This window comes from Kribbella sp. NBC_01510 (assembly GCF_045040325.1).
In the GTDB taxonomy this organism is placed as follows: Bacteria; Actinomycetota; Actinomycetes; order Propionibacteriales; family Kribbellaceae; genus Kribbella.
The window spans coordinates 2,524,084-2,546,766 of the sequence record NZ_CP109418.1 but is presented as its reverse complement, the minus strand read 5'-3'; the positions used below and the strand labels follow the sequence as shown (position 1 = coordinate 2,546,766).

At 67.0% G+C, this 22,683-nt stretch carries 21 protein-coding genes; 8 read left to right on the top strand and 13 right to left on the bottom strand.

Annotation, left to right across the window (positions count from 1 at the left end; all coding sequences use genetic code 11):
• Positions 1-78 precede the first annotated feature (78 nt).
• Positions 79-867, top strand: a complete 789-nt coding sequence (locus OG558_RS12645) for a GntR family transcriptional regulator (RefSeq protein WP_405070392.1) — start codon at positions 79-81, stop codon at positions 865-867.
• The gene (locus tag OG558_RS12640) at positions 864-1,436 is read left to right on the top strand and encodes a GNAT family N-acetyltransferase (RefSeq protein ID WP_405070391.1); all 573 of its coding nucleotides are present in this window, start codon (positions 864-866) and stop codon (positions 1,434-1,436) included. Before OG558_RS12645 ends, OG558_RS12640 begins: the two co-directional genes overlap by 4 nt.
• A 21-nt stretch (positions 1,437-1,457) precedes the next feature.
• On the opposite strand, the gene OG558_RS12635 is transcribed toward OG558_RS12640, so the two are convergent.
• From OG558_RS12635 to OG558_RS12625, 3 genes are all read right to left on the bottom strand, one after another.
• On the bottom strand, positions 1,458-2,150 hold the full coding sequence (locus tag OG558_RS12635; protein WP_405070390.1) for a DUF6338 family protein: 693 nt from the start codon (positions 2,148-2,150) through the stop codon (positions 1,458-1,460).
• 1,484 nt (positions 2,151-3,634) lie between these two features.
• The gene (locus OG558_RS12630) at positions 3,635-3,973 is read right to left on the bottom strand and encodes a hypothetical protein (RefSeq protein ID WP_405070389.1); all 339 of its coding nucleotides are present in this window, start codon (positions 3,971-3,973) and stop codon (positions 3,635-3,637) included.
• A 511-nt stretch (positions 3,974-4,484) separates the two neighbouring features.
• The gene (locus OG558_RS12625) at positions 4,485-5,231 is read right to left on the bottom strand and encodes a hypothetical protein (protein ID WP_405070388.1); all 747 of its coding nucleotides are present in this window, start codon (positions 5,229-5,231) and stop codon (positions 4,485-4,487) included.
• 393 nt (positions 5,232-5,624) lie between these two features.
• Between OG558_RS12625 and cutA the strand changes: the two genes are divergently transcribed.
• Together cutA and OG558_RS12615 are read left to right on the top strand one after the other, a co-directional pair.
• Complete coding sequence (gene cutA, locus OG558_RS12620; protein WP_405070387.1) at positions 5,625-5,945, top strand: divalent-cation tolerance protein CutA; 321 nt, start codon at positions 5,625-5,627, stop codon at positions 5,943-5,945.
• Positions 5,946-6,073: 128 nt separating this feature from the next.
• Positions 6,074-6,202: a hypothetical protein gene (locus OG558_RS12615; RefSeq protein WP_329483403.1), complete on the top strand. Its 129-nt coding sequence runs from the start codon at positions 6,074-6,076 to the stop codon at positions 6,200-6,202.
• On the opposite strand, the gene OG558_RS12610 is transcribed toward OG558_RS12615, so the two are convergent.
• The 3 genes from OG558_RS12610 to OG558_RS12600 form a co-directional block, all read right to left on the bottom strand.
• Positions 6,199-6,450: a hypothetical protein gene (locus tag OG558_RS12610; protein ID WP_329483402.1), complete on the bottom strand. Its 252-nt coding sequence runs from the start codon at positions 6,448-6,450 to the stop codon at positions 6,199-6,201. The genes OG558_RS12615 and OG558_RS12610 overlap by 4 nt on opposite strands.
• 534 nt (positions 6,451-6,984) lie before the next feature.
• Positions 6,985-7,566 (bottom strand): helix-turn-helix domain-containing protein, encoded by a 582-nt coding sequence (locus tag OG558_RS12605; protein ID WP_405070386.1) that lies wholly within the window; start codon positions 7,564-7,566, stop codon positions 6,985-6,987.
• Positions 7,567-7,976: 410 nt separating this feature from the next.
• Complete coding sequence (locus OG558_RS12600; RefSeq protein WP_405070385.1) at positions 7,977-8,414, bottom strand: GNAT family N-acetyltransferase; 438 nt, start codon at positions 8,412-8,414, stop codon at positions 7,977-7,979.
• 470 nt (positions 8,415-8,884) lie between these two features.
• Between OG558_RS12600 and OG558_RS12595 the strand changes: the two genes are divergently transcribed.
• The gene (locus OG558_RS12595) at positions 8,885-10,045 is read left to right on the top strand and encodes a helix-turn-helix domain-containing protein (RefSeq protein ID WP_405070384.1); all 1,161 of its coding nucleotides are present in this window, start codon (positions 8,885-8,887) and stop codon (positions 10,043-10,045) included.
• Between the two features lie 56 nt (positions 10,046-10,101).
• Here OG558_RS12595 and OG558_RS12590 read toward each other — a convergent pair whose 3' ends face one another.
• The gene (locus tag OG558_RS12590) at positions 10,102-11,541 is read right to left on the bottom strand and encodes a DUF1254 domain-containing protein (protein WP_405070383.1); all 1,440 of its coding nucleotides are present in this window, start codon (positions 11,539-11,541) and stop codon (positions 10,102-10,104) included.
• A gap of 110 nt (positions 11,542-11,651) precedes the next feature.
• Positions 11,652-11,978, bottom strand: coding sequence for an HAD family hydrolase (locus tag OG558_RS12585; RefSeq protein ID WP_405070382.1), 327 nt, complete (start codon positions 11,976-11,978; stop codon positions 11,652-11,654).
• A 129-nt stretch (positions 11,979-12,107) separates the two neighbouring features.
• On the opposite strand from OG558_RS12585, the gene OG558_RS12580 reads away from it, so the two are divergent.
• Together OG558_RS12580 and OG558_RS12575 are read left to right on the top strand one after the other, a co-directional pair.
• A complete protein-coding gene (locus tag OG558_RS12580) occupies positions 12,108-15,290 on the top strand; it encodes a BTAD domain-containing putative transcriptional regulator (protein ID WP_405070381.1) in 3,183 nt (1,060 codons plus the stop codon).
• 111 nt (positions 15,291-15,401) lie between these two features.
• Positions 15,402-16,826 (top strand): FAD-binding oxidoreductase, encoded by a 1,425-nt coding sequence (locus tag OG558_RS12575; protein WP_405070380.1) that lies wholly within the window; start codon positions 15,402-15,404, stop codon positions 16,824-16,826.
• An 84-nt stretch (positions 16,827-16,910) separates the two neighbouring features.
• On the opposite strand, the gene OG558_RS12570 is transcribed toward OG558_RS12575, so the two are convergent.
• The 3 genes from OG558_RS12570 to OG558_RS12560 all read right to left on the bottom strand — a co-directional run bounded on the left by OG558_RS12570 (position 16,911) and on the right by OG558_RS12560 (position 19,437).
• Positions 16,911-18,113: an alpha/beta hydrolase family protein gene (locus OG558_RS12570; RefSeq protein ID WP_405070379.1), complete on the bottom strand. Its 1,203-nt coding sequence runs from the start codon at positions 18,111-18,113 to the stop codon at positions 16,911-16,913.
• A gap of 104 nt (positions 18,114-18,217) precedes the next feature.
• Positions 18,218-18,406 carry a hypothetical protein gene (locus OG558_RS12565; RefSeq protein ID WP_329483395.1) on the bottom strand — a complete coding sequence of 63 codons (189 nt, stop codon included), beginning with the start codon at positions 18,404-18,406 and terminating at the stop codon, positions 18,218-18,220.
• A 164-nt stretch (positions 18,407-18,570) separates the two neighbouring features.
• Positions 18,571-19,437, bottom strand: coding sequence for an HIRAN domain-containing protein (locus tag OG558_RS12560; RefSeq protein WP_405070378.1), 867 nt, complete (start codon positions 19,435-19,437; stop codon positions 18,571-18,573).
• Positions 19,438-19,666: 229 nt separating this feature from the next.
• On the opposite strand from OG558_RS12560, the gene ilvA reads away from it, so the two are divergent.
• Entirely contained in the window at positions 19,667-20,947 is a 1,281-nt protein-coding gene (gene ilvA / locus OG558_RS12555) for a threonine ammonia-lyase IlvA (RefSeq protein WP_405070377.1), read from the top strand.
• Positions 20,948-20,988: 41 nt separating this feature from the next.
• On the opposite strand, the gene OG558_RS12550 is transcribed toward ilvA, so the two are convergent.
• Both OG558_RS12550 and OG558_RS12545 read right to left on the bottom strand, forming a co-directional pair.
• Positions 20,989-21,231, bottom strand: coding sequence for a LuxR C-terminal-related transcriptional regulator (locus OG558_RS12550; protein ID WP_329483392.1), 243 nt, complete (start codon positions 21,229-21,231; stop codon positions 20,989-20,991).
• A 5-nt stretch (positions 21,232-21,236) separates the two neighbouring features.
• Positions 21,237-22,670, bottom strand: coding sequence for a rhamnulokinase family protein (locus OG558_RS12545; protein WP_405070376.1), 1,434 nt, complete (start codon positions 22,668-22,670; stop codon positions 21,237-21,239).
• Positions 22,671-22,683 lie beyond the last annotated feature (13 nt).

Here is a 22,683-nt window from a genome sequence, read left to right as displayed (position 1 = left end):
ACCGACCTTAGGTACAGATTGGTGCCGGGTCAAGAGGGATGAGACCATTTGTTGGGACAACTTTTGGAAGGCATGGACATGGCGCAGTCAGACCCGCTCTATCGGCAGATCGCGGCCGACCTTCGCGAGCAGATTCGCGGCGGCCAGCTCAAGGCCGGGGACCGCCTGCCGACCGAGGCCGAGATGCGCGAGCAGTACGGCGTCTCCCGCAACACCGTCCGGCTTGCCTTCGCCCAGCTCCAGAACGAGGGCATGATCACGAGCACCCAGGGGCGCGGCACGATCGTGCGCGAGCAGGTCATCACGACCTATCACGCGAGCTGGGCCGAGAGCCGCGACCGGATGTCCAGCGACCAGGTCGACGCCTTCCACGCCGAGCAGGCCGCGCAGGGGCACAAGTCGGCGTACCGCGACTTTGAGATGCGGATCGTCCCGGCGTCACCGGAGCTGGCCGAGCGGCTGAGCGTCGACGAGGGCGACTCGCTCGTGTCCCGATCCTTCGTCCGCCAGGTCGACGGGGATCCATCGAGCTTGCAGGACAGCTACTACCCGATGGACATCGCTCAGGAGTGCGGCCTGCTCACCCCGCACGACGTAGCAGGCGGAGCGATCCGAGCCATGGCAGCCAAAGGACACGTCGAGATCGGCTACATCGACGAGGTCACGACACGGATGCCCCGGCCGGACGAGTCGCGAAAGCTTGGACTTGGCATCGGCACACCCGTCCTCGTCTACGTGCGCACGACATACAGCGACACCCGACCGCTTCGACTCACGCTGACGATCTTCGCCGGTGACCGCAACCGGCTCGTCTACGAGCTCGGCGATATCAGCGGGTACCACGGCGAGAACGGATACGCCTCGTGATCATCGAACAAGCGACCATCGACGACCTGCCGGCCATCCTCGCGATGCGCCAGGAGGCCAGCGACTGGCTCGCCAAGCAGGGCATCAACCAGTGGGCCGCCGCCTGGCCGACGCCCGAGGCACAGTCCGAGCGCATCCTCAGCAGCATCCGGGCCGGAGAGACATGGATGGTCCGCGACAACGACGGAGCCACCGCCGCCACGGTCGCGCTCGACTCCTTCTCCGACCCCAAGCTCTGGACGCCCGAGGAGCAGCAGCAACCGTCCATGTATCTCCACCGGCTCATCGTCCGGCGCAAGTACTCAGGACTCGGCACCGACGTGATCGAGTGGGCCTGCAAGCGAGCCGGAGAACTCGGCAACGACTGGGTCCGGATCGACGTGTGGACCGACAACGTTGGTCTGCACCGCTACTACGAGCAGCGCGGGTTCAGCCACGTCCGGACGCTCGATCTAGGTGATTACCCATCCGGTGCACTGTTCCAGCGCAAGGCGACCGACAGGCATGGCGCGCGAGCGGACTTGGTGATCGCCGAACAGTCGCGCAATCTACCGACCCGAGGTCGTTAGTCGATACGTCGGGCTAACCACTCACTGGCCGGTAGCCGTCGCTGTGCCCTTCTTCTGCTCATGGGTAATCTTCATCATCAGAACGTCAGAAGCTTTGACGACTACGTACTTCCAGTAGCTGTCCTTCTCTGCCTCCTCCTGCTTCGCCTCGCCCTTCCGTAGGACGGTCAGGCCGGGGCCCTTGAACGAAATTTCTCGCTCGCCGATGACCTGTCCAACCGTGTAAAAGTCCACGTATCCCCAGATTCGCGTGCCGTCGGACAGCTCCGCCTGGACCCAAGCGACCTTATCCTTAGGCAAGTCGCCACGAAAAAGCTGATACCAGATGCTCGTCTTCACAATCGAGGCGTCATCGTCGTCATCCATTTGGCGCACCAACCAATAGTTGGTCAACGCCGCGAGCCCGCAGGCAAGAGCGACAGTCAGCAGCACAGACAGGGCCGCCGTCCAAAGGTGGCCCTTCAAGTAGTCGCTTCCGTCGCCAATCCATGTGGCGAGATCGACGAACGCGCTCGGTATCAACAGACTCAGGAGCGCAAGCAGGCTGACGGCCGCCGTCGTAAAGGCCAAGCTCGTAAAGGCGATGCGGCTGGCCTCCCGAAACGCGGTCTCCTCTAGGCCTGGTCTGGTCTTCTCGCGAAGCAACTGAAAGAGGAGACCGGGTGCGACCAGGCCAAGGAAGCCATACAGGGTGGCTACGCCTTCAGGGATCAACGTCAGTCCTCAAGCTTTCCAGGGCCTGCGCCCTCCCCGCCGCGCGCAGCGTCTCGGATCTCCTGATTTCGCCTTGCATCTTGTTGGGCTTGTTCGGCGGCCTTCCTCGCTGCCTCGTGTGCCGCCCTCGCCGCTTCCCTCGCCGCTTCCTCCGCACGTCGTGCAGCCGCCTCTGCACGCGAACTGGCCTCGCTATCACTCATGGATTCTGATCCTTTCTGGCATCGACAACATCGGGTTGACCAGCGGTCTTCTTGGCTCACCGCTGGATCTACTATTGCCGAATTTGGCTCTCTTGGATCAAGGCGCGCCTTCGGCGCGCGGCGCGGACGTGCGCATGCGGCCTCCGGCCGTTCACCGCCCGCGCCCGCTCTCGGTGTCTTTCAGGAGAGCCAAGAGCAATGCCTCCGGCCGGGGCCTCACGACTCCGGGATGACGGTCGGAATCGGCCGGCGCTTTGGTCGGGGTCGGGGTGCGTCTTCCCGTCTGCCGCTCAGCCCAGTCAGGACCTATCAGGAGCCACCAGAGGGGCCAAGATCGTTCGTCCAGCGGGGCGCTCCATCTTGGCCCCTCTGGTGTCTCCTGATCGCGCTACGCGTGGGCTGAACGGCAGACGGGAAGACACAAGGGCGACCTGTGGGCAGGTGCCGCCTCAGAACTCAGAGCCCCTGCGGCCTGACCGGCGGTGTCTCGGGGGACCGTCTTCGGACTTCCCGCTCCGCCTGGCGACCCACCATCGCGCCACGAGCCACGCGGTTGCTACCACCGCCACCGCGAGCCCGAGCTCTGCCAGCAGCCAGTGCCCGGCATCACCCGCGATGGCGGCGCCGAAGAATCCGCCGTAGAAGCCCACCATCGCTGGCCACGGAGCCTCCATCTCACGAATCGGTGCCCACCAACTGACAGCCGCGAGAGACAGCGTGGCTACGGCAACTAGCCAGGGCGGATCAGCGGTCATGTGCACAGGGTAGGCCGATCAACCGTTTCGGAGCGGTCCGGCCGCTTGCTAACAGCGTCCACGGATCGCGCCGGACAACCCTGGACATTCCGTCAGATCGGCGGGTGCGCTCAGGCGTGCAGTGGTCAACGATGGACGCGTTGAACTCGACTCGGATCAGAAGGCGGTGCCCCCGAGGTGCCCCCGAAAGGCACTTAACAGCCGTCAACGACCCCCGGCCACTGAGCACGATCAGTGCTCAAGGTCGGGGGTCGTCGCGGAGTTGGGGCTCAGGGCAACGGACTCGTAATGAGGAGGTCACCAATGACCCCAGTCCGACCCCAACGACCGCTAACGAGGTGCGTTGGTCGGCACCGCTGGCTGCATGAACGTGTGAAGCGTGGCCGAGGGGATCGAGGTGTGCAGGCTCCTACGGATCAGAAGGTTGGGGGTTCGAATCCCTCCGAGCGCGCAAACCATCAAGCCCAGGCAGACCCGGTCTGACCTGGGCTTCGGTGTTTCCGGGGGGCAGGGCGGCTCGCTTGGGTCAGCTGAACTTTCGTCCGCCCGGCCGGACTGAGCTGGGTAAGAGACCCCAGATGTGTGAGCGAAGTGACAACTGGTGACTGATGGCGCGCAGCTGCGCCGTGTGCAGCTCGACCCGCATCGTGTCATCGATGCCCGGCTGGCTGAAGTGACCGTAGATGTAGGGGTAGGACGGCGGGCCGGTCGCCTCGAGGTACCGCAGGACGGCGTCCCCAGGCACCGTCTCGGGGACGCTCGCGGAGCCTGCGGTGACGCGGTGACCGGCCGCGAGGGCAGCGTTGATCTCGTGGATCTGGAGCAGCTCGGCCGTGTGCGTTGTGGGTGCCAAATCGTGGTGCATCGTGTTCTCCGTCTGCCCGCGGGTGGCCTACCTGGCCACCGTCCTGCATTCAGATTGCGCCGTCCTCGATGGCGCAGCCAGGGCCACAGGTCCCGGCAGGCGACCGCCATGATCCCCCGATCCCTCGCCCGATGACCCAACAGGGCTACCGCCGCGTGACTACCCCCGTAGCGTCGCCGACTCGCCGTCGGCGAGCGTTCCTTGGACCCGGGGTCCTACACACAACGACGTAAACAGCCGAGCAGATTCATCCCGCGCGTCGACTTTGTCGACCACACCGTGGAGTCGACACTCGTGGCTCGCGATCGGACTAACCAGCGTGGCCTTGGACACCTTCTCCGGACCGCGCTGTGGACCCCGGCGTACAGGCCAACCCGGCGAGTAAGTGCACCGCCTCATCGTCCGCCGGCAAGCACACGTCCGCACCCTCGACCTCGGCGACTGCCCCTCAGGCGCGCTCTTTCAGCACCGGACCGGGCCTCGGGGGTTTGCCGTCGTTCGAAGGACGGCACTAGCTCGCCAGCGCGGCGACACTCGCCAGATAGTTCCTGGGTATCTCGGCTCGTGCTTGGATCTCGATCGGATCGGCGTACGGAACGAGACGTAACCACGAGACGAGCCGGTGCACACCGACCAGCGCCTCAGTGGCGGCGAGGTCGCTCCGCAGCACCTGGGGGTCGGCGTCGAGATGGTCACGCCAAACCGTCACGTAGATGTCGAACAGCTCGTCGCGGTGTGCGCGAGACAAGGGCGCTCCGGTCCATTCGACCACTGCTTCGAGGAAGCCGTGCAGCGAGACGAATGGATGACCCCAGATCGCGTTGCCGAAGTCGAAGAACCGCGGCCGGAGTGCGCCAGTCGAGCGCTCGGCAAAGATGTTCGCGGGGTACACATCGTTGAGCTCCAGGTCGAGCGGAACGATGTCGCTGAGGGACGCGATCCGTCGATCCAATACCTCAGCGGCAGCCTCAGCTCGTTTCAGCATGTCTGGCCCGGGCCGCAACGGATGTCCGAGCTGCAGCGACGCCCACTCCTGGGCCACGGCTCGCACTCGGTTACCGGCCGTGCTGGGTGCAAGCTCGATGATCCCGGAGCGCTCAGTCACATTGAGGCGGCCGAGGAAGGCGCACTGAAGGCGGGCCAGCGCGCGTACGACGATGCAACGCGTCGGCTGATCATCAACGTCAAGATGCGTGAGCGTCGTTCCCTGATCGTCCGTGAGCAGCCAACTGCGTTCGCGATCGATTGCGATCGGCACGATCACGTCCTCTGGCGCGAGGCGCGCCAACGCAGCGACCAAACCGGCCTCGAATCGGTGGCCAGGATTGTTCTCCTTGAACCACACCAATCCCTCGACGGACGGATAGCAGCGGACCACGGACCAGAAGCGGGCCCGGTACGTAACCGGCTCGCCGCTGATCCGGCGACCACGCTCGGCGAGGCGACAACCAACCCAAGCATCTGCGGTCTCCGTCCACTCTGGTGATGTCCAGCGGTGGACCCATTGGCCCCCAGCGTCGGGGCCGAGCGGTCTCGCCGGCGGCGGGTAGTGCGGCACCCACGGGACGCTAGCGCTCTGCCCCGACAGGTCGACTAGGAGACACGCGACGCTCGCGGGGCAGGTCGTATCGTCCCACCTAAGCTCGGCGGCGTGTCTGGCTACTTGCAGGTCTATACGGCGACGGCGACTCGTGACGAGACGGTCCAGCTCGCAGGTTCGGCGGTCGGCGCCGGCCTTGCGGCGAGTGCGCAGGTTGTGGGCCCCGTCGTATCGGTCTTCTGGCACGAAGGCCAGTACGGCGAAGGTGAAGAGAGGAAGGTCCTGTTGAAGACCACGGAGCGCCGGTACGCCGAGCTTGAGGCTCACCTGCTGGAGCAACACTCGTGGGCCAACCCCGAGGTGAGCGCTGTACTGATCACCGCAGGCTCCGCCGCCTACCTGGACTGGCTCGATCGAACGACGAAGGGGTAGCCGCGAGCCCGCTCGAGCACGGCCGCAACCTCAGGACCCCAAAGCGTGCATGCGAGCCGGAGAACCTGGCAAATGACTTGGTCCGGAACGACGGTACCGGCCTCCACCGGTACTACGAGCAGCGACGTATGACCGTCAGGAGGTTGGATCTGAGCGACTACCCGTCCGCCCTGTTTCAGGGCAAAGCGACCGACCGGCACAAGACGCGAGCTGACTTGGTGATCACCGAGCAGACGCGCAACCCTGCGGGCAGCTAGTCGTCGTCCTCGCGAAATGCATCGACGGCCCGTTCGCGCAGCATGTCCAGTTGAATGGTGAGAACGCCGATGACTTCCTCGATGTTCATACCGTCGGTCTCGCGGAACGCCCAGCTTGGGTGGCCTTCGGCGTCCAGGCACTTGACCAGCACGATGCCTTCCAGAGCGGTCCAACCTGGCAGCAACTCGGGCACTCGAAATCCGTCGCCCAAGACCTGGCCAATCGGTTGTCCGTAGTCGATAGACATGATCCGCATGCTGCCAGGTGATCGCGACTGCCGCTAACGGCCTCGCTAACAGCGGCACCGAACGGATCGGACGGACGTCGACAATCCGCCAGATCGCTACCTGCGGCCAAGCGCGAAGTGGCCAGGGACGAACGGTTTGAACTCGACTGCGGATCAGAAGGTCGGGGGTTCGAATCCGTCCGAACTCGCAGACTGAAGGCCAAGCAGACCAGGCCTTTCGTGGTTCCGGGGACATGCCGCAAGTACGTCCGGTTGCTCGGCCACCTCTCCGTATCCCGCGCGCGCCCGCCACTCTTTGCTCCGCTGCCCGAAGAGGAAGCCGGGCGCCGCCATCACATCTCCACAGACCCGATCACCAGCAGAGTGCGGATGCACAGTCACTGCCGCATCGATGAGTTCGTCCGACTAGCTCCGCTCACGGGAGATCGTGCGGCAGGTCATGCGCAGATCGGGTGTGTCGCTGCGTTGCAATGCGCCTTCCGGCAGCGGTGGCATCCAGGCGCCGGCTCGGGTGTTCAGCGTTACGCGTGTCGGTCATGCAGTCATCAAGTCGCGAGCAGGGACAAAGATGTTGGCCCGCGCCAGGTAGTCCGGAGTTTGCTCGATGATCTCGTCGCGCTCCAGGAACGGATGCTCGGGAACCCATGGATCCGAGAGAGCCTTCACCTTGCTCCATTCGGGCGGATCTTCGCCTGCCGCCTTGAACTCGTGCGCAGTCAGGACGGCGAGCAAGGCATCGAAGCCCGCGTGACCAGTCGTGGTTGGCGCTGCCTCCCATGCAGCTTCGGAGCCATCGTGACGGTGTAACAGCAAGCGCAGGTGGTCACGGCCCTGAAGCAGCATCCGCCACGCCCAATCCTCATCACTCGCCTCGCGAATAGCCAGCGCGGTAGCCGGGGCAGTCATGATCCGGTACTCACGTGCTGCATGAAGGGCATGAGCAATCCGTCCAGCCCGCAGGAAGAACTGCGCCGTCGGCTTGGTCCTGCCAGAACGGTAAGTGGAGAAGCGGGAAGCGGAAGTGCCGAGGGCAGCGGCGAACGCAGCCTGAGACAGCCCGCTCTCCGCAAGGGCGCGGTTGAGCCGTTCACTGACCGCCCGACTGTCCTTGTCCATCTTGGCACCTCTAGATCCGTTATCTAATCAGATAATAACCTCGCTGTCTCGCTAAGCCAACGTCAGGAAGTTCCCGTCGCCATCGGAGCGGCTTGATCAAGACGCACTCCGTGGGACTCAGCCACATCGTCGAGCAGGGGCTCGTCGACCTGCTCAGGCGTTTGCATGACGGACCAGAAGGTTGGGGTTCGAATCCCTTCGAGCGCGCCATGTGATGTCTCAGGACATCGGCATAGCTCCGAACCCTCATTTGGGTTCGGGGCTTCTTGCTTGGGGCCGGGTGGGGGGCGCGGGGGGTTGCTAGGCCTTGATGGGGTCGAGGGTGAGTTCGCGCAGGGGTTCGCCGGGGGCTGCGTCGATCACGGTCATCTGAAGGTCTTGGATCAGGAGCAGGAGTTCGGGCGTGGGATCTAGCTCAGCGTCTTCTTGTAGAAGACGGCGGAGTCTTCGTAGTCGAGGGCTAGGTAGAAGGGTCCGGCTTGGCGGCTGGCGAGAGCGAGGTAGGCGGCGCCGATGGATCGCGCCCACTGCTCGGCGTGTTCCATCAGGTGGCGTCCAACGCCGGAGCGTCGCGCCTGTCCGTCGACCATGAGTTCCTCGACCCAGGCGACGCGTCCGTTGGCGAGGAAGGTGAGATGGCTGTTGCCCAGCAGGTAGCCGACGATCTCGCCCTCCGGGGTCTCTGCCACCAGCAGGAGTGTGTGCGGGGCGCCGACCAGTTGAGGCCAGGCGGCGTCGAATGCGGCGCGTTCGGATCTGAACGAGGTCGCAAACTCCCGAGCGAGGGGCCAGACACGTTCGTCGTCGTCGATGCGGGCTGGACGGATCAGCGTTTGTCGGTCAAGCACGCACCCAGTTTGCCAACGCGAGGGGCGCAAAGGACTGTTCGCCGGATCACGTCATTGGCGGGGAACCAATCGCGGTCTCTCCATCCAACTGCCTTCACTCGTCCCGCTCGTGAGCGGTCAGGTGAGGCCCCGCGCCGCAGACGTCGTTGCCGGCGGTCTCACTCTCCGGCACTGGGTGCAGCAGCTCGAGGTGTCGCGCAATTGCAGCACTGCGGTGGTCCAGACACACGCCGGGTTGATCCCGGGTGATGAAGATCGATAGGGGCTCAGAGCGTCGATCATGCGAGCTCCTGGATCAACACGGCGTACCCTCGCGCAGATCGGTCCCGGCGGAGGGCGGCTCGGCTGAGGGATGGTGTGGTCAGGGGCGTCGGGACAGGGGTATGTCGACAACCGCCGGTAACCGGTGAGCCCAGGGGTACCAGCGCCCTGACCAGTTCCTGGGTGAGAGCTGAGGGAGACTTGGGGGCATGACCTTCGGTGACCGGCTGCGTGAATTCCGCGAGCATCACGGGTGGTCGCTCGGTGACCTCAGCATGGCCACGCACTTCAGCCGTGGGCACCTGAGCAACGTTGAGAACGATCGGAAGGCACCAACGGACGCCTTGATCAGTGCGTGCGACCGGGCCCTCAGAGCCAAGGGTGAGCTGATAGCGGCGGCCCGCAACGCGGCGCTCCTCAAACTCGATGAGGTGCCGTGGCAGACGGCGGAGCTGGTTCAGCGGATGCAAGCCAGCGACACAACGCCGCACACGCTGGAGATCCTCCGTTCCACAGTCGAGGATCTCTGTTGCCAGTACAGCCGCCGCGATGCTCTGGAGCTGCGCGAGGAGGCTCACGCCTGGCTCGATCACGTTGGCGGTCTCCTCATGCGCCCGGTTGGCTTGAAGGCACATCAGGAGCTCTTGGTTGCAGGCGGCTGGCTGGCGCTGCTAGCTGGTTGCGTCGAGTACGACCTCGGTCTGCGGGCCGCCGCGGAATCGACGCGGACTGCGGCCCTTCAACTCGGGCTCGAGGCGGGTCACCCGGAGATCGCGGGCTGGGGCCATGAGATGACGGCGTGGTTCGCCCTGACCCAAGGACGCTTCCGTCGGGCGATCGCGGCGGCACAGCAGGGTCAGGCTGTCGCGAAGACGTCGAGTGTTCATGTCCAGCTGATCGCCCAGGAGGCGAAGGCCAGGGCGCGTCTCCGTGAAGCTGGACTGCAAGGATTGCTGGAGTCTGGCCGTGAAATGCTAGACCAGCTGCCCCATCCGGACCGCCCTGACAATCACTTCAAGGTAGACCCTGCGAAGTGGGACTGCTACTCGATGGACGTCCACCGCATCGCCGGTGACGACGAGATGGCCAGGCAGCATGCCGAGACCGTCATTCGCGACAACCTCGCGCCGGACGGAACCGAGCTGAGCCCGATGCGCGTCTCCGAATGCCGGATCACCCTCGGCTTCATAGCCGGCCGACAAGGCGACCTCGAACAGGCCGTCGATCTCGGCCTCAACGGCTTGAAGGACGGCCGCCAGTCCCGCCTGCATCTCCTGATGATCGCCGGCGAACTGGACCAGGAACTCCGATCCCGATACCCATCCGAATCCCTCGTCCACCACTTCGAAGACGCCCTCAAAGCTGTCTGACGAGCCGCCTGAGCTCACCCTCGCCAAGGGGGCGCCTTCGAGGAAGTTGGCGGGGCTCAGTCGAGGGGGTCGAACTCGTTGAGTTTCCAGGTTTGGTCGAACCAGGCTTGGAGGGGGCCGTAGAGCCTGAAGAGTTGGAACCAGGACTTGCCGGGGATTGTCTCCACCCAGTTCGACTCCTTGCCGGGTGGGGCGGTGGGGCCGAAGTACAGGTCGTAGGAGCCGTCGTCGTTGGCCTGGAGGGTGCCGGTGTTGCTGGCCAGGGCGGGCCAGATCGTGGAAGGCACCTGCAGCAGGGACCGGGTCTGGGTGTCGTAGACGTCGACGGCCCAGAAGTTCTTCGCCGGTGGGTTCGGGTCGATGTGGAGCCGGTAGGTCCGGGATCCGTCGAGGAGGTCGCCGTTGCTGTCGTGGATCGTGTAGGCGTAGGCGGAACCCGCACCGACCTGGGCGTGCGCCATCGCGGGCGTCACGACCGTGGCGAGGTAATGGAATTGGGTGCGCGCATCGAGGAGGCGGACGCCGTTGCGGAGGAACTCGTAGCTCCCGCCGACGAACGCGACCTTCCACGACCCGTAGAGCACGGCGTCGGGGTCACGAGGCGCATAGGCGAGGGTGCGCGCCAGCCCGGCGCCGATCCCGGCGGCCCGGGAGAGGATGGCGCGCATCCGGTCGTCGGGCGCGAACGGCTGACCGTGGACAAGACCGATGGCCGCGAGCTGTCCGGCGCGCTCCGCATCGAGCGCCTCCGTCGGCTCCTCCTGCACGAGCTCGTCGAGCTCCTCGAAGAAGGAGAAGTCGTTGCTATGCACCGTGTTGAAGATCGACTCCGCCAGGTTGACGAACTCGTTGTCGGCCGGCGCCGCGGCCTCCGAGAGCGGGTAGATCCGGGTCTGCTTCATGGCGGGTACGCCGCCGAGTGCGCGGAGTACGACCCAGTTGGTGTAAGTCGGGCACCGGTAGGCGAAGTACCCGTCCGGGGCCTCACCGTCGTACCCGGGTGGCAGGAACAGGTACTTCCCGCCCTGGCCTCGATCGGGCCCGGCGATGCCCATGTCGGCGACATAGCGGAACCAGAAGTCGTCGACGACACAGAGCGACTCGGCTGGCGCCTCGATCACGGTCGGGCCCCACGCCTTGAGGTCCAGGAACGTGGTTCCGTAGGTGGTTTCGGTGTTCGGGGTCAGAAACAGACTCCGGGAGTTGGCACGGGGGTCGGTGAAGCCGATGATGCGTGCCGAGGTGACGCCCGCGGACCGCAGGCCACGACGCATCGCCACCAGGGAGGCGCCCGGGACCGCGTTGAGGAACACGTCGATGCCGCGCATCAGGTCGAGCGCGTCGTACGCCGTCGACACCGTGTCCGGTCGCGGCACCCCGTCGAAGAATTCGAGCCGCCCGAACGGCGAGTCCACCGTGGGCGCCAACGAGACCTGGGCGATCGCCGCCGCCATCTGCTCCGCCGACAGCCCTGACCCGACTGGGCTCGTACTCACCATGGCGTGCCCCCACTCGCAATCGACGCTCTTGATCAGCCAATCTCGCAAGGCGTGCACGGCGCCGTCCTCATCCGGGACGGGTGAGCTCGCACCGGATCAAGGAAGAGTCAGCGCTGACGAGTCAGGAGCTGCGCAAGGGACTCCAGGTCGGGGGTTTCGTAGTGCACGTGGGTTTGGGGTGGCGTGGTCTTGGCCTTTCGGTTCACCCAGGCGACTGGGATGCCCAGGGCGTTGGCCCCGCGTACGTCGGCAGCCAGTGAGTCACCGATATGCAGTACTTGAGTCGGCGCTAGCCCGAGAAGGTCTAGGGCTAGGTGGAAGGGTTCTGCGCGGGGTTTGTAGGCGCGGATGTCTTCGCTGGTGACCAATAGGTCGATGGTGAGGCCGTGGAAGTTGATTGCAGCCTCCAGCAGAATCGCCTCCGGCCTGTCCACACCTGCATGCTTTCGCGTGCCATGCCGTCGTCACCACCGGGGCCCGGACTGAACCCCGAAGGGGCAGCCGTCGTATTCAGGTTGGTTGCGGTGGGGGGAGATGTGTCTAGGCTTCGTCGGGGGAGGGCGATGGTGCGGATTCGGTTGCTTGGGGGGTTCGGGGTCGATCGCGGAGGGCTGCCTGTCGACGGGCGGGCCTGGCGGCTGCGGAAGGCGCGGACGCTGGTGAAGATGCTGGCGTTGACGCGGAGTCAGCGGCTGCATCGCGACGTACTGCTCGAGGCGTTGTGGCCTGATCGGGCTCCGGTGTCCGCGGTGAACAATCTGCATCAGGCGCTGCACGTTGCGCGGCGGGTGCTGGCCGGCGATGAGCCGAGCAACGGGTTGCTCGAGTTGCGCGACGACTTCGTGGTGCTGCTCGCGGACGGGCTCGTCGAGGTCGACGTACGGACCTTCGAGCGGTTGGCCGCGCTCGGCCGGACCAGCGGTGATCTCGCCGACCTGCGCACCGCTGTCGCTGCGTACGCCGGTGATCTCCTCCCCGAGGATCGCTTCGAGGACTGGGCCGTCGGGCCGCGGGAGGAGCTCCGGGCGAGCTTCTGCGACGTCCTCGTCGACCTCGCGGATACGGCCGCCGACAAAGGGCACGACGTCGAGGCGCTGGATGCCCTGCAGCGCGCGCTCGCCATCGACCCGCGCCACGAGCGCGCCGTCCGGAGCCTGATGCGGCGACATGCGGCAATGGGCCGCTCGTCGGAGGCACTGGCGCAGTACGAACGACTACGCCAAGAGCTGCGTACGACGTACGGCACCGATCCGGACCCGGAGACACAACGGGTCTACCGCGACCTCTTGACCGGCAGCATCGAGGTCGAGGAGCCACCAGCCCAGCCCCGCCACAACCTCGTTCCAGCGCTGACGAGCTTCGTCGGGCGCGAACGGGAGATCGCCGACGTCCACAAATTGCTGGAGCGAGGCCGCCTGGTCACGCTCACCGGGGTCGGCGGTGCCGGCAAGACCCGGCTGGCCGAGGAGGCCGCTCGCCGCCTGCTCAACTCGTACGCCGACGGCATCTGGATCGCCGACCTGGTACCAGTGGCTGATCCACGTCTCGTCCCTGACACGGTCGCCGCCGCGCTCGGGCTGGACCCCGCCGCAGGCTCGGACTCGTTGCGGACACTGATCACCCGCCTCGCCCCACGCAACCTTCTCCTTGTTCTGGACAGCTGCGAACACCTCCTCGCCGCCTGTGCCGGTCTCGCCAGCGCAGTACTGCGAAGCTGCCCCGGAGTCACCGTGCTCGCGACAAGCCGCGAGCCCCTGCACACTCCAGGCGAGGTGACCTTCCGGGTGCCCTCACTCGAGCTCCCCGAGCCGGAGGATGCCGGCGACCTGGGCCGGCTAGGGACTCTGGCCTCGGTACGACTCTTCGTCGACCGGGCGCAGGACGTCCGGCCCGGATTCGTCCTCGATACGGACAACGCCGCGCCGATAGTGGAGATCTGCCGCCGTCTCGACGGCATCCCGCTCGCCCTGGAGTTGGCCGCCGCCCGCGCGTCGCACCTCGAGTCGGCGGAGATCGCCGAGCGGTTGAGCGAGGCACTCCCCCTGCTCGGCCGGCACGGTGAGATCACTCGGCATGCGACGTTGCGAGCCGCGCTCGAGTGGAGCCACGCCTTGCTGTCGGACGACGAGCAGGTCCTGCTGCGGCGGCTCGCTGTCTTCGCCGGCAGCTTCTCACTCCCGTCGGCCGAGCAAGTGTGCGCGGACGAGCGGATTCCCGCCGCGGACGTGCTGGACTGCCTCGGTCGGCTGGTCGACAAGTCCCTGTTGCTCGTCGACCACGACGGTCCTCGTTCCCGCTACCGCCTCCTGGAGACCATCCGGCAGTTCGCGCGGGAGCGGCTCGTCGCCGCGCACGAGGTCGAGCCGCTGGAGACAACTCACTTCCAGCACTTCCTCGACTTGGCCTGCGACCAGGATCCGGAGCGGGCCACCGTCACCGTCGAACGCCCGCAGTCGCTCGACCTCGACCACGACAACCTCCGCGCCGCGCTCGGATGGGCCGTCCACCACGATCACCAACGGGCCTTGCTGCTCGGCGTGAACCTCTCGCAGTACTGGCTGGCGCGAGGTCATTTCGTCGAAGGAGCCGGCTGGCTCGAACGCATTCTCAAAGTGGCCGTCGCACCGTCTCGGGATCGGGTTCGGGCGATCTTCGCACTGGCGGTTCTCGACGCCCGCAGCGGCCTGAGCGACCGACTCCCAGGGCTCGGAGACGAGGGTGTCGCCGTCGCCGAGCAGTCCGACGACCCGGCCGACATCGTGTCCGCTCGGGTACTGCGCGGCACTCTGCTACTCGGGAGCGGAGACCTCAACGAGATCGAGCAGACCGCCACGGAAACACTTGCCCAGGCCGACTCCCTGGGAGCGGCGCCCGTGGCCGCTGCCGCCCAACAACTGGCCGCGATGGCCGCCTTGTTCCGCGAGGACGTTGAGACGGCACAGCAACGATTCGCCCAATGTCTCGAGCGGCTGAGCCTGATCGACTCGACAGCTGTCCCGTTCTTTCCTGCCGTGACGGTGTGTCTGCCGCTCGCCCCCGTCGACGGCTCGATGGTGCCGGTATTCGAGGAGACGTTCTTGCTCGGCCGTCGGGTCGGCGCCGTACGCGGCCGTGGTTATGCCTTGTCGGCCTTCGCCGACGCCCATCGGCTGGCGGGAGACCTCGACGGTGCGCTTGACACCGTACGGCGGTCGGTCGCGGTGTTCGAGCGTGTCGACGACGCGGCGGGGCTCGGCCACGCGCTCAACCATCTGGGCTGCATCGAGCGCGACCAGGGACTGTTCGAGCCGGCCGAGAAGCATCTCCGCGACGCGCTGCGGATCCGGGAGCAGCTCGGCGATCGTCGCGGCGAGAACCTGACGCTGGCCAACCTCGGGCTGCTGTCCGCGGCGGCCGGCGACCCCGCGGCCGGCCGGCGGCTCACCCGTGTCGCCTTCGACCGCGGCGAGGCGGTCGACGATGTGCCCGGCGCGGCGGGCGCGCTGCTGAACCTGGTCGTCGTCGAGCTCTTCGCCGGCCAACGCCAAGCCGCGCGGGCGCTGGCCGAGCAGGTGGTGGAGGCCTTTCACCCGCAGGGTTATCTGCGACTCGAGGCGTGGGCGCGGCTCCTCGCCGCCGAACTCGCGCGCGACGACGGTGACACGGAGACACTCTTCCGACACGGCCGGATAGCGTCCGGGATCTTCGCCCGGCTGGGCTGCCGCATCGGTACGGCGCGGGCTGCCGCCCTGCCACAGCACCCCTGACGACCCTGTCCCGCAAGCACGCTAAGTCACGCTAAGCCATTGCGAAGTCGGTCTTCCTAATGTCGTGCAGGTCCAGGAAAAACCCTGGTCACGACGAATCAGGAGTAGCGCATGACAACGACGCAAGCGCGGCACGACACGCTCGGGGAGGCCACGCTCGGTGAACTGGCCGAGGGACTTCGTGGCGAGCTGGTCCGCCCGTCCGACCCGTCGTACGACGAGGCGCGGTCGATCTGGAACGCCGCGCATGACAAGAGACCCGCGCTGATCGTGCGGTGTCGCGGGGTGGCCGACGTCATCCGGGCTGTCGAGTTCGCCCGGAGCGAGGGGTTGACGTTGGCTGTGCGGGGCGGTGGCCACAGCATCCCCGGTTTCTCGACCACGGACGGCGGCCTGGTGATCGACCTGTCGCCGATGAACGCGGTTCGGGTCGACCCGGACCGGCGCCGGATCGTGGCGCAAGGCGGCTGCGTCTGGGGGGACGTCGACGCCGAGGCACAGGCATTCGGGTTGGCGGTCACCGGTGGCCTGGTGTCCACGACGGGGGTCGCGGGCTTCACACTCGGGGGCGGCATCGGCTGGCTCGTCCGCCGGGCCGGGCTCGCCTGCGACAACCTCGTCGGGGCCGACATCGTCACCGCGGACGGGCGGTATCTGCACACGAGCGAGACCGAGAACCCGGAGCTCCTCTGGGCGTTGCGTGGCGGTGGCGGCAACTTCGGCGTCGTCACATCGTTCGAGTTCAAGGCTCACGAGGTCGGCCCGACGGTCTTCGCCGGTCTCGTCTTCTACCCGGGCGACCAGGCGGCGAACGTCCTTCGCGGCTTCAGTACGGCGGCTGCCGGCGCACCCGACGAGTTGTCGCTGGCCATCAACCTGACGACCGCACCGCCGTTGCCGTTCCTGCCGGAAGAGGTGCACGGGAAGCCGATTGTCGCCGTACTCGGCATGTGGTCAGGGCAGACCGAGGACGGCGATGCGGCGACGAAGCCGTTCCGCGAACTCGCGCCGGTCGTGGCCGACCTGTTCGGTCCGATGCCGTACGTCGCGATGCAGACGTTGCTGGATCCGCTGTTCCCGCGGGGGATGCGGAACTACTTCCGCTCGGCGTTCTTCGACGACCTCGGCGATGCCGCGACCGTCGACGCGATCGTCTCGGCGCACGCCCAAGTGCCGAACGGTGTGTCCGAGCTCCATGTCCACCACCTCGGGGGCGCGATGGGCAGGGTGCCGGCCGACGCCACCGCGTTCGGGACCCGTGACCGCGAGTTCATCCTCAACGTGGTCGCGCGGACTCCCGACGCGGATGGCTTCGACACGGCCGTCCAATGGGCCCGGGCGTCCGGGGCCGCGCTCGGACCGAACGCGGCGTCGTACGTGAACTTCACCGGCGAGACGAACGAGGACATCGTCCGGGCGTCGTACCCGGCGGCGACCTACGAGCGGCTCGTCGCGGTCAAGAACACCTACGACCCGACCAACCTGTTCCAGCTCAACCAGAACATCCGTCCAACCACTCCGGAGCGGCACGCCTAACGCCTCTTCGCGAACACAAGCAGCAGAGGCCCAGGTCGATTCACCAGCCGACCTGGGCCTCTGCCCTGCCTACCGAAGGGGTATTCAGCAGGTTGTGGTGGTGCGTTGGTTGGCGAAGCGGGCGGTGGTCCAGGTGAGGATGTCGGGCATGGCGCCGTCGTCGATGCCTTGCACCCACGGGTAGGTGTCGTGCTCGAGGCCCGGGTAGGTCCGGTACTCCAGGCGCGTGCCGAGCCGGCACAGTGAAGCGACGACCTGATCGGTGACGCTCACCGGTACGACGGTGTCCGCTTCACCCTGGAGCAGCAGAACCGGTCCACCGAGCGGCAGGTGGCCGGTCGAGTTGGTCCGCAGATACCGCACAAAGGCGGGATCGGTCGCGTACGCCGGACTGACCAGTTGCGATCCGGTCAGATCGCCGTACGCCGCCGACACTGCACCAAGACAACCGATGGCAGTGATCCCCAGCCGGGAGTACGCCGCTGGAGTGAGCAGCCGGTCCGGTCGGATCAGCGGATCGCTGGTGTGCGCGCCCTGCGCCAGCAACGCCGCGAAGGCGCCGTACCCAGGCGTGTTGACCACGTGGGCGGCGAGGGCGGGCAAGTCGGCGACCGGCGACGTGACGACCGTGCCGAGGTAACCGGGCTGCGGTACGACGCGCTGCCGCTCAGCCACGGCCAGTGCGGCCCCGCCACCTTGCGAGTGTCCCCACAGGACCCACCGCGGGGAGAGATCCGGCTGGGCTCGCCGAGCGGCACGCTGAGCAAAGATGACGTCGTTGGACTCGGCCGTCTTGTTCACGATCTCCTGCCGACCGTCGGTACCCAGCCCCGCATAGTCCGGCGCGACGATCGCGAACCCACGCTCGACGAAGCGCAGCATCTGGTTGCCGTGGTAGAGGTCGCGCATCAGCGACGGCGCACAGTCCCGGCCGATCCCACTCGCACCGTGCGCGTCCACCACGACCGGCCATCCCCCGGCCGGCGCCTTCCCCGCCGGGACGATGACAACAGCCGACGCAGCCACGTCGCGGCCGGCCGACGTCCGCGAGTGATAGAGGATCCGGGTCGCCGGGACGGCGTAGTCAGCCGTCGCCTGCGCCCGGATCACCGCCCCCGCAGGGGCCCAGGGCAACGGAACCGGCGGATCGTAGAACGCCGTCCGCGGTACGGCGTTCTGCCGCTGCAGATCGAGTTGGCACTGGACATCGCAAGCGGCCGCCTGAGCAGGCAACGCCAGCCCGCCGACAGCCGTGGCCGCGACGGCCAGGGTGATGAGGTATCGCACGTCACTTCTCCAGAGAGCTGAGGCCGCCCCCAACGGGCGGGCCAACGCACCCCAGGACACGGACTACCGCGCCGCTGTGACCCTTCCAGCTCGTGATCTACCTCTCAGGGGCCGACGAGGGCTGCCTCGATGGCGGCGACCAGGAGTTGCTCGTCGCCGGCTCGCCACTGGTGGGCGGCGGGGCAGCACCACTGGTCGGGTTGGGCTGACATGACGCAGCCCGCGAGCTTGACGCGCCCGGCCGAGGCCGCGCGCCGAGCCTTGGCGGTCGGCAGACCGTAGAGGATCGGCACTCCCCGATCCCCACAGGTCGGACAGGCCGGCCCAATCACAGCGACTCCCATACAGCCAAAGTACTCGCCGGTGGATCCGCCGAGGCGTTCGGCTGATGGTGGTCAAGTAGCTCCGCAGTACCCACCCAGGGGACCTTGATGGCCGGTGAGTACTGCGCAGCCGCCTAGTTGGCCTCTTTCGTAGCCCAGTAGTGCCATTGGGGGGACGCGACTGGGGAGCGGGTCAAGCCGTCCGGCCAGGTTGCCGGGAGGTCGTGACTTCGCGCCGCGTAGAGGATCACCTCCGATGCGATGCGGTCGCCGCGAACGGCGACGCGGGCGGCGGTCTCGGCACGCATGTCGGTGAGGTAGTGGATGGCGGGCAGGAACTCGGCGCTCAGCCGTGGACTGAGCCGGCCGACCGGTTCGTCGTCCAGCCGGATCTCGACCACGATCCGGTGCCGGTCCTGGAAGCTGTCCTCCTCCTCGATCGCGTGCATGGTGGCGTACGCCCAGCACTCGCCTTCCGCCCGGAAGAACGGCGCCAGGACATCCGGGTGAACCTCACTGCCCGGTACGACGATGCCACTGCCGGGCGGCAGCAGGTGATAGCTGCCGGGCGGCGGCAGATTCACCGGGACGAGCATGTGCGGCTGGCCGAGGGCCACCGCCACGCTGGCGTGGAACTCGGTACCCTGGTCGCCCTTGCCGTCCCAGTCCGCCGGTTCCCACTCACTGACCCACAGGTGACAGGGCACCTGCGGTTGCAGGCCTTGTGCCACCAGTTCTGACAACACCGGGTGATACCGGTGCGCGTCGTCCCTCGGCAGGTAGCCGACAACCTTCCCCTGCACCCGTACGGCGATCGATCGGGGGTCGAAACGGTTGTGCGGTTCCGGGACGAGGTCCGCATCGGTGTCCAGGTCTGCGCCGCGCGCCGGGATGGGGTCGGGAAACAGGCTTCGGATCGCCTGCTCGTGCGGTGTCTCCCGCACGACCTCCTGACCGCACCACAAGGCGTCGCCCCACAGACTGAACGGAATCAGTTCCATCCTGCCCTCCAGTCCTTCTGACCGGCTTTACTCGGCTCATCCCGTCCAGACCCCTGGCCGTTACACCGAGTGAGCGTATGAAAACTAGACTGCCCAGTGAAGGGCTGTTTCACGCATAGTGCAAGAGTCTGATACGCAAAGGTATCTGCACGTCCGTAGTGTGGACCCGGATTGTCTTGTGCTGCGAGCGAAACTGCGAAGATCGTGCAAATGCACGGGAAGGAACGTCATGCAGGGCAGTAGTTCAGTCGCTCGATCCACCCCGCAATCCCTTGACGCGGAAGCCATCGAGGCGGCAGTCAAGCGACTGGACGGCGTCGCCGTCCGGACGCCGTTGCAACGCAACCTCCGGCTCTCCGAACGCACCGGCGCGCAGGTCTGGCTGAAGCGGGAGGACCTGCAGATCGGCCGCTCCTACAAGCTCCGCGGCGCTTACAACCTGATCGCCCAGCTCGACGACGCGGCCAAGTCGGCGGGTGTCGTCTGCGCGAGCGCAGGCAACCACGGCCAGGGGCTGGCGTACTCGTGCCACATCCTCGGTGTCCACGGCAAGGTCTACGTTCCGCGTACGACGCCACGCCAGAAGCGGGACCGGATCGCGGCGCTCGGCGGCAAGCAGATCAAGGTGATCGTCACCGGCGACACGTACGACGACGCGGCCGCCGCGGCGCACGCGGAAGGCGAGGCCACCGGGGCGACGATGGTCCCGGCGTTCGACGACCTCAGAACCGTTGCAGGGCAAGGGACTGTGGCCGTCGAGCTGGTCGAGCAGCTCGGTCAGGCGCCCGACGTACTGGTGGTTCCGGTCGGCGGTGGCGGGCTGGTGGCAGGTGTCGCGACCTGGCTGACTGAGCGGCATCCCGGCGTACGCATCGTTGGTGTCGAGCCGGCCGGCGCGGCGAGTATGGCTGCGGCGCTGGCGGCCGGTGAGCCGGTGACGTTGCCGCACCTGGACAGCTTCGTGGACGGCGCCGCCGTACGGCGGGTCGGTGAGGTGACGCTGCCGTTGGTCGAGCGGACCGGCGTCGAGATGATGTCGGTGCCCGAGGGTCTGGTGTGCTCGGAGATGCTCGAGCTCTACCAGACGGACGGTTTGATCGCCGAGCCCGCGGGCGCACTGGCGACAGGTGCCTTGGGCAACGATCTGACCGTGCGACCCGGCGAGACCGTGGTCTGCCTGCTGTCCGGTGGGAACAACGACGTCAGCCGGTACGGCGAGATCCTCGAGCGATCGCTCGTCCACAAAGGGCTGAAGCACTACTTCCTGGTGACGTTCCCGCAGGAGCCCGGCGCCCTCCGCCAGTTCCTCGACGAGGCCCTCGGCCCCGACGACGACATCACGCTCTTCGAGTACGTCAAACGCAACAACCGCGAAACCGGCGTCGCCCTGGTCGGCATCGAGATCAGCCGGCCCGACGACCTCGAGGGCTTGCTGGCGCGCATGGACGCCGCGCCGCTCGACATCGAGCGCATCAACCCGAACTCACCAGAATTCAGGTACCTGATCTGAGCAGCAGCCGATCACCTCAATGGTCAGCGGCTGCCAACAGCTCACACCAGGCCGCGGCGGGCGGCCCAGACGATGGCTTCGATGGCGGTGCTGAAGCCGAGGCGGTCGCAGATCAGGCGGGTGCGGCGGCGGACAGTGCGTTCGGAGAGATCGAGACGCCGGGCCACGCCGTCGACCGGGAGGCCGGTGGCGAGCAACCGGAGGAGTTGCAGTTCATCGTGGCTGATCTCGCGGGGTGGGACCCGGCGAGCGAGGGGGCGGAGTTCCTGGGGGAGGACGGTCATGCGGATCACCCTGTTCCGAACATCCGGGACTCGGCGGCGTCCCAGTCGGCCGGTTTGCCCTGCGGCTCGTAGCGCCGCAGGTGAAGCGTGGACCGGACCAGCGCGCGCATCGCGCCCAGATCCGGCAACGGCTCGCCCAGCGCGCGAGCCTGAACCAGAACGTTGCCCAGCGCCGAAGCCTCGACCGGCCCGGCCAGCACAGGCAACCCACACGCGTCGGCGGTCAACTGGCAGAGCAGTTCGTTCTGCGAGCCGCCACCGATGACATGCAGTACGTCGACCTGCCGGTCCGCGATCGTCTGCGCCTGACGCAACGTCCGGCGGTAGGCGAGCGCGAGACTCTCCAGCACACATCGGACGAGGGCGGCGCGCGACGACGGCGGTTCCTGCCCGGTCGCCCGGCAGTGCTCCTCGATCCGCCGCGGCATGTTGCCGGGGGCAAGGAACTCCGGGGCGTCCGGATCGATCAGTACGACGAACGGCGGCACCTCGGCCGCCTCACGCAGCAACCGCGGCAACTCGGTGGTGCCCCAGACCCGCAGGCACTCCTGCAGGATCCACAGGCCCATCACGTTCCGCAGGAATCGGATCCGCCCGTCGACCCCACCCTCGTGCGTGAAGTTGGCCGCCCGGGCCTCGTCCGTCAGCACCGGCTGGTCCAGCTCCAGCCCGACCAGCGACCAAGTGCCCGACGAGATGTACGCGAAGTGCTCGCCCTCCGCAGGCACAGCCACGACGGCCGAAGCCGTGTCGTGCGACCCGACCGCGATCACCCGCGTCGCGGGATCGAGCCCAGTCTCCTCCGCCACCGCCGGCAACAACGTGCCGATCACATCTCCCGGCTCTCGCAACTCCGGCAGAACCCCCGGCGGCACCCCGACGCGCGCCGCCAGTTGCTCACTCCACTCCCGAGCGCGCACGTCGTACAACTGCGTGGTGGACGCGTTCGTCCGCTCGGCCCCGATCTCCCCAGTCAGCCAGTACCCAAGGAGATCCGGGATCATCAGCAAGGTTTCCGCCTGGCTGAGGAACGGCTCGACCACCAATTGGCAGATGGTGTTGAACGGTAGTTGCTGAAGGCCCGTGATGTCGTACAGGTCGGCGGCCGGCACGGATTCCAGGACGCGTTCCATCACGCCGTCGGTGCGGGCGTCGCGGTAGTGGACCGGGTTGCTCAGAAGGCGACCCGCGTTGTCGAGCAAGCCGTAGTCGACAGCCCACGAGTCGATCCCGATGCCGTCCACCGGGCCGGTCGAGCGCAGGCCGTCGAGCATGGCGCGATGGAGATGCAGGATGTCCCAGTGCAAGGTGTCTCGCACCCGGACCGGGCCGTTCCAGAAGCGATGGACCTCGGTCAGGTGGAGGCGGCCGTCACCGACCGCGCCCAGCATCACCCGCCCGCTGGACGCGCCCAGATCGACTGCGGCAACACGCTTCATCGGGACACCTGGC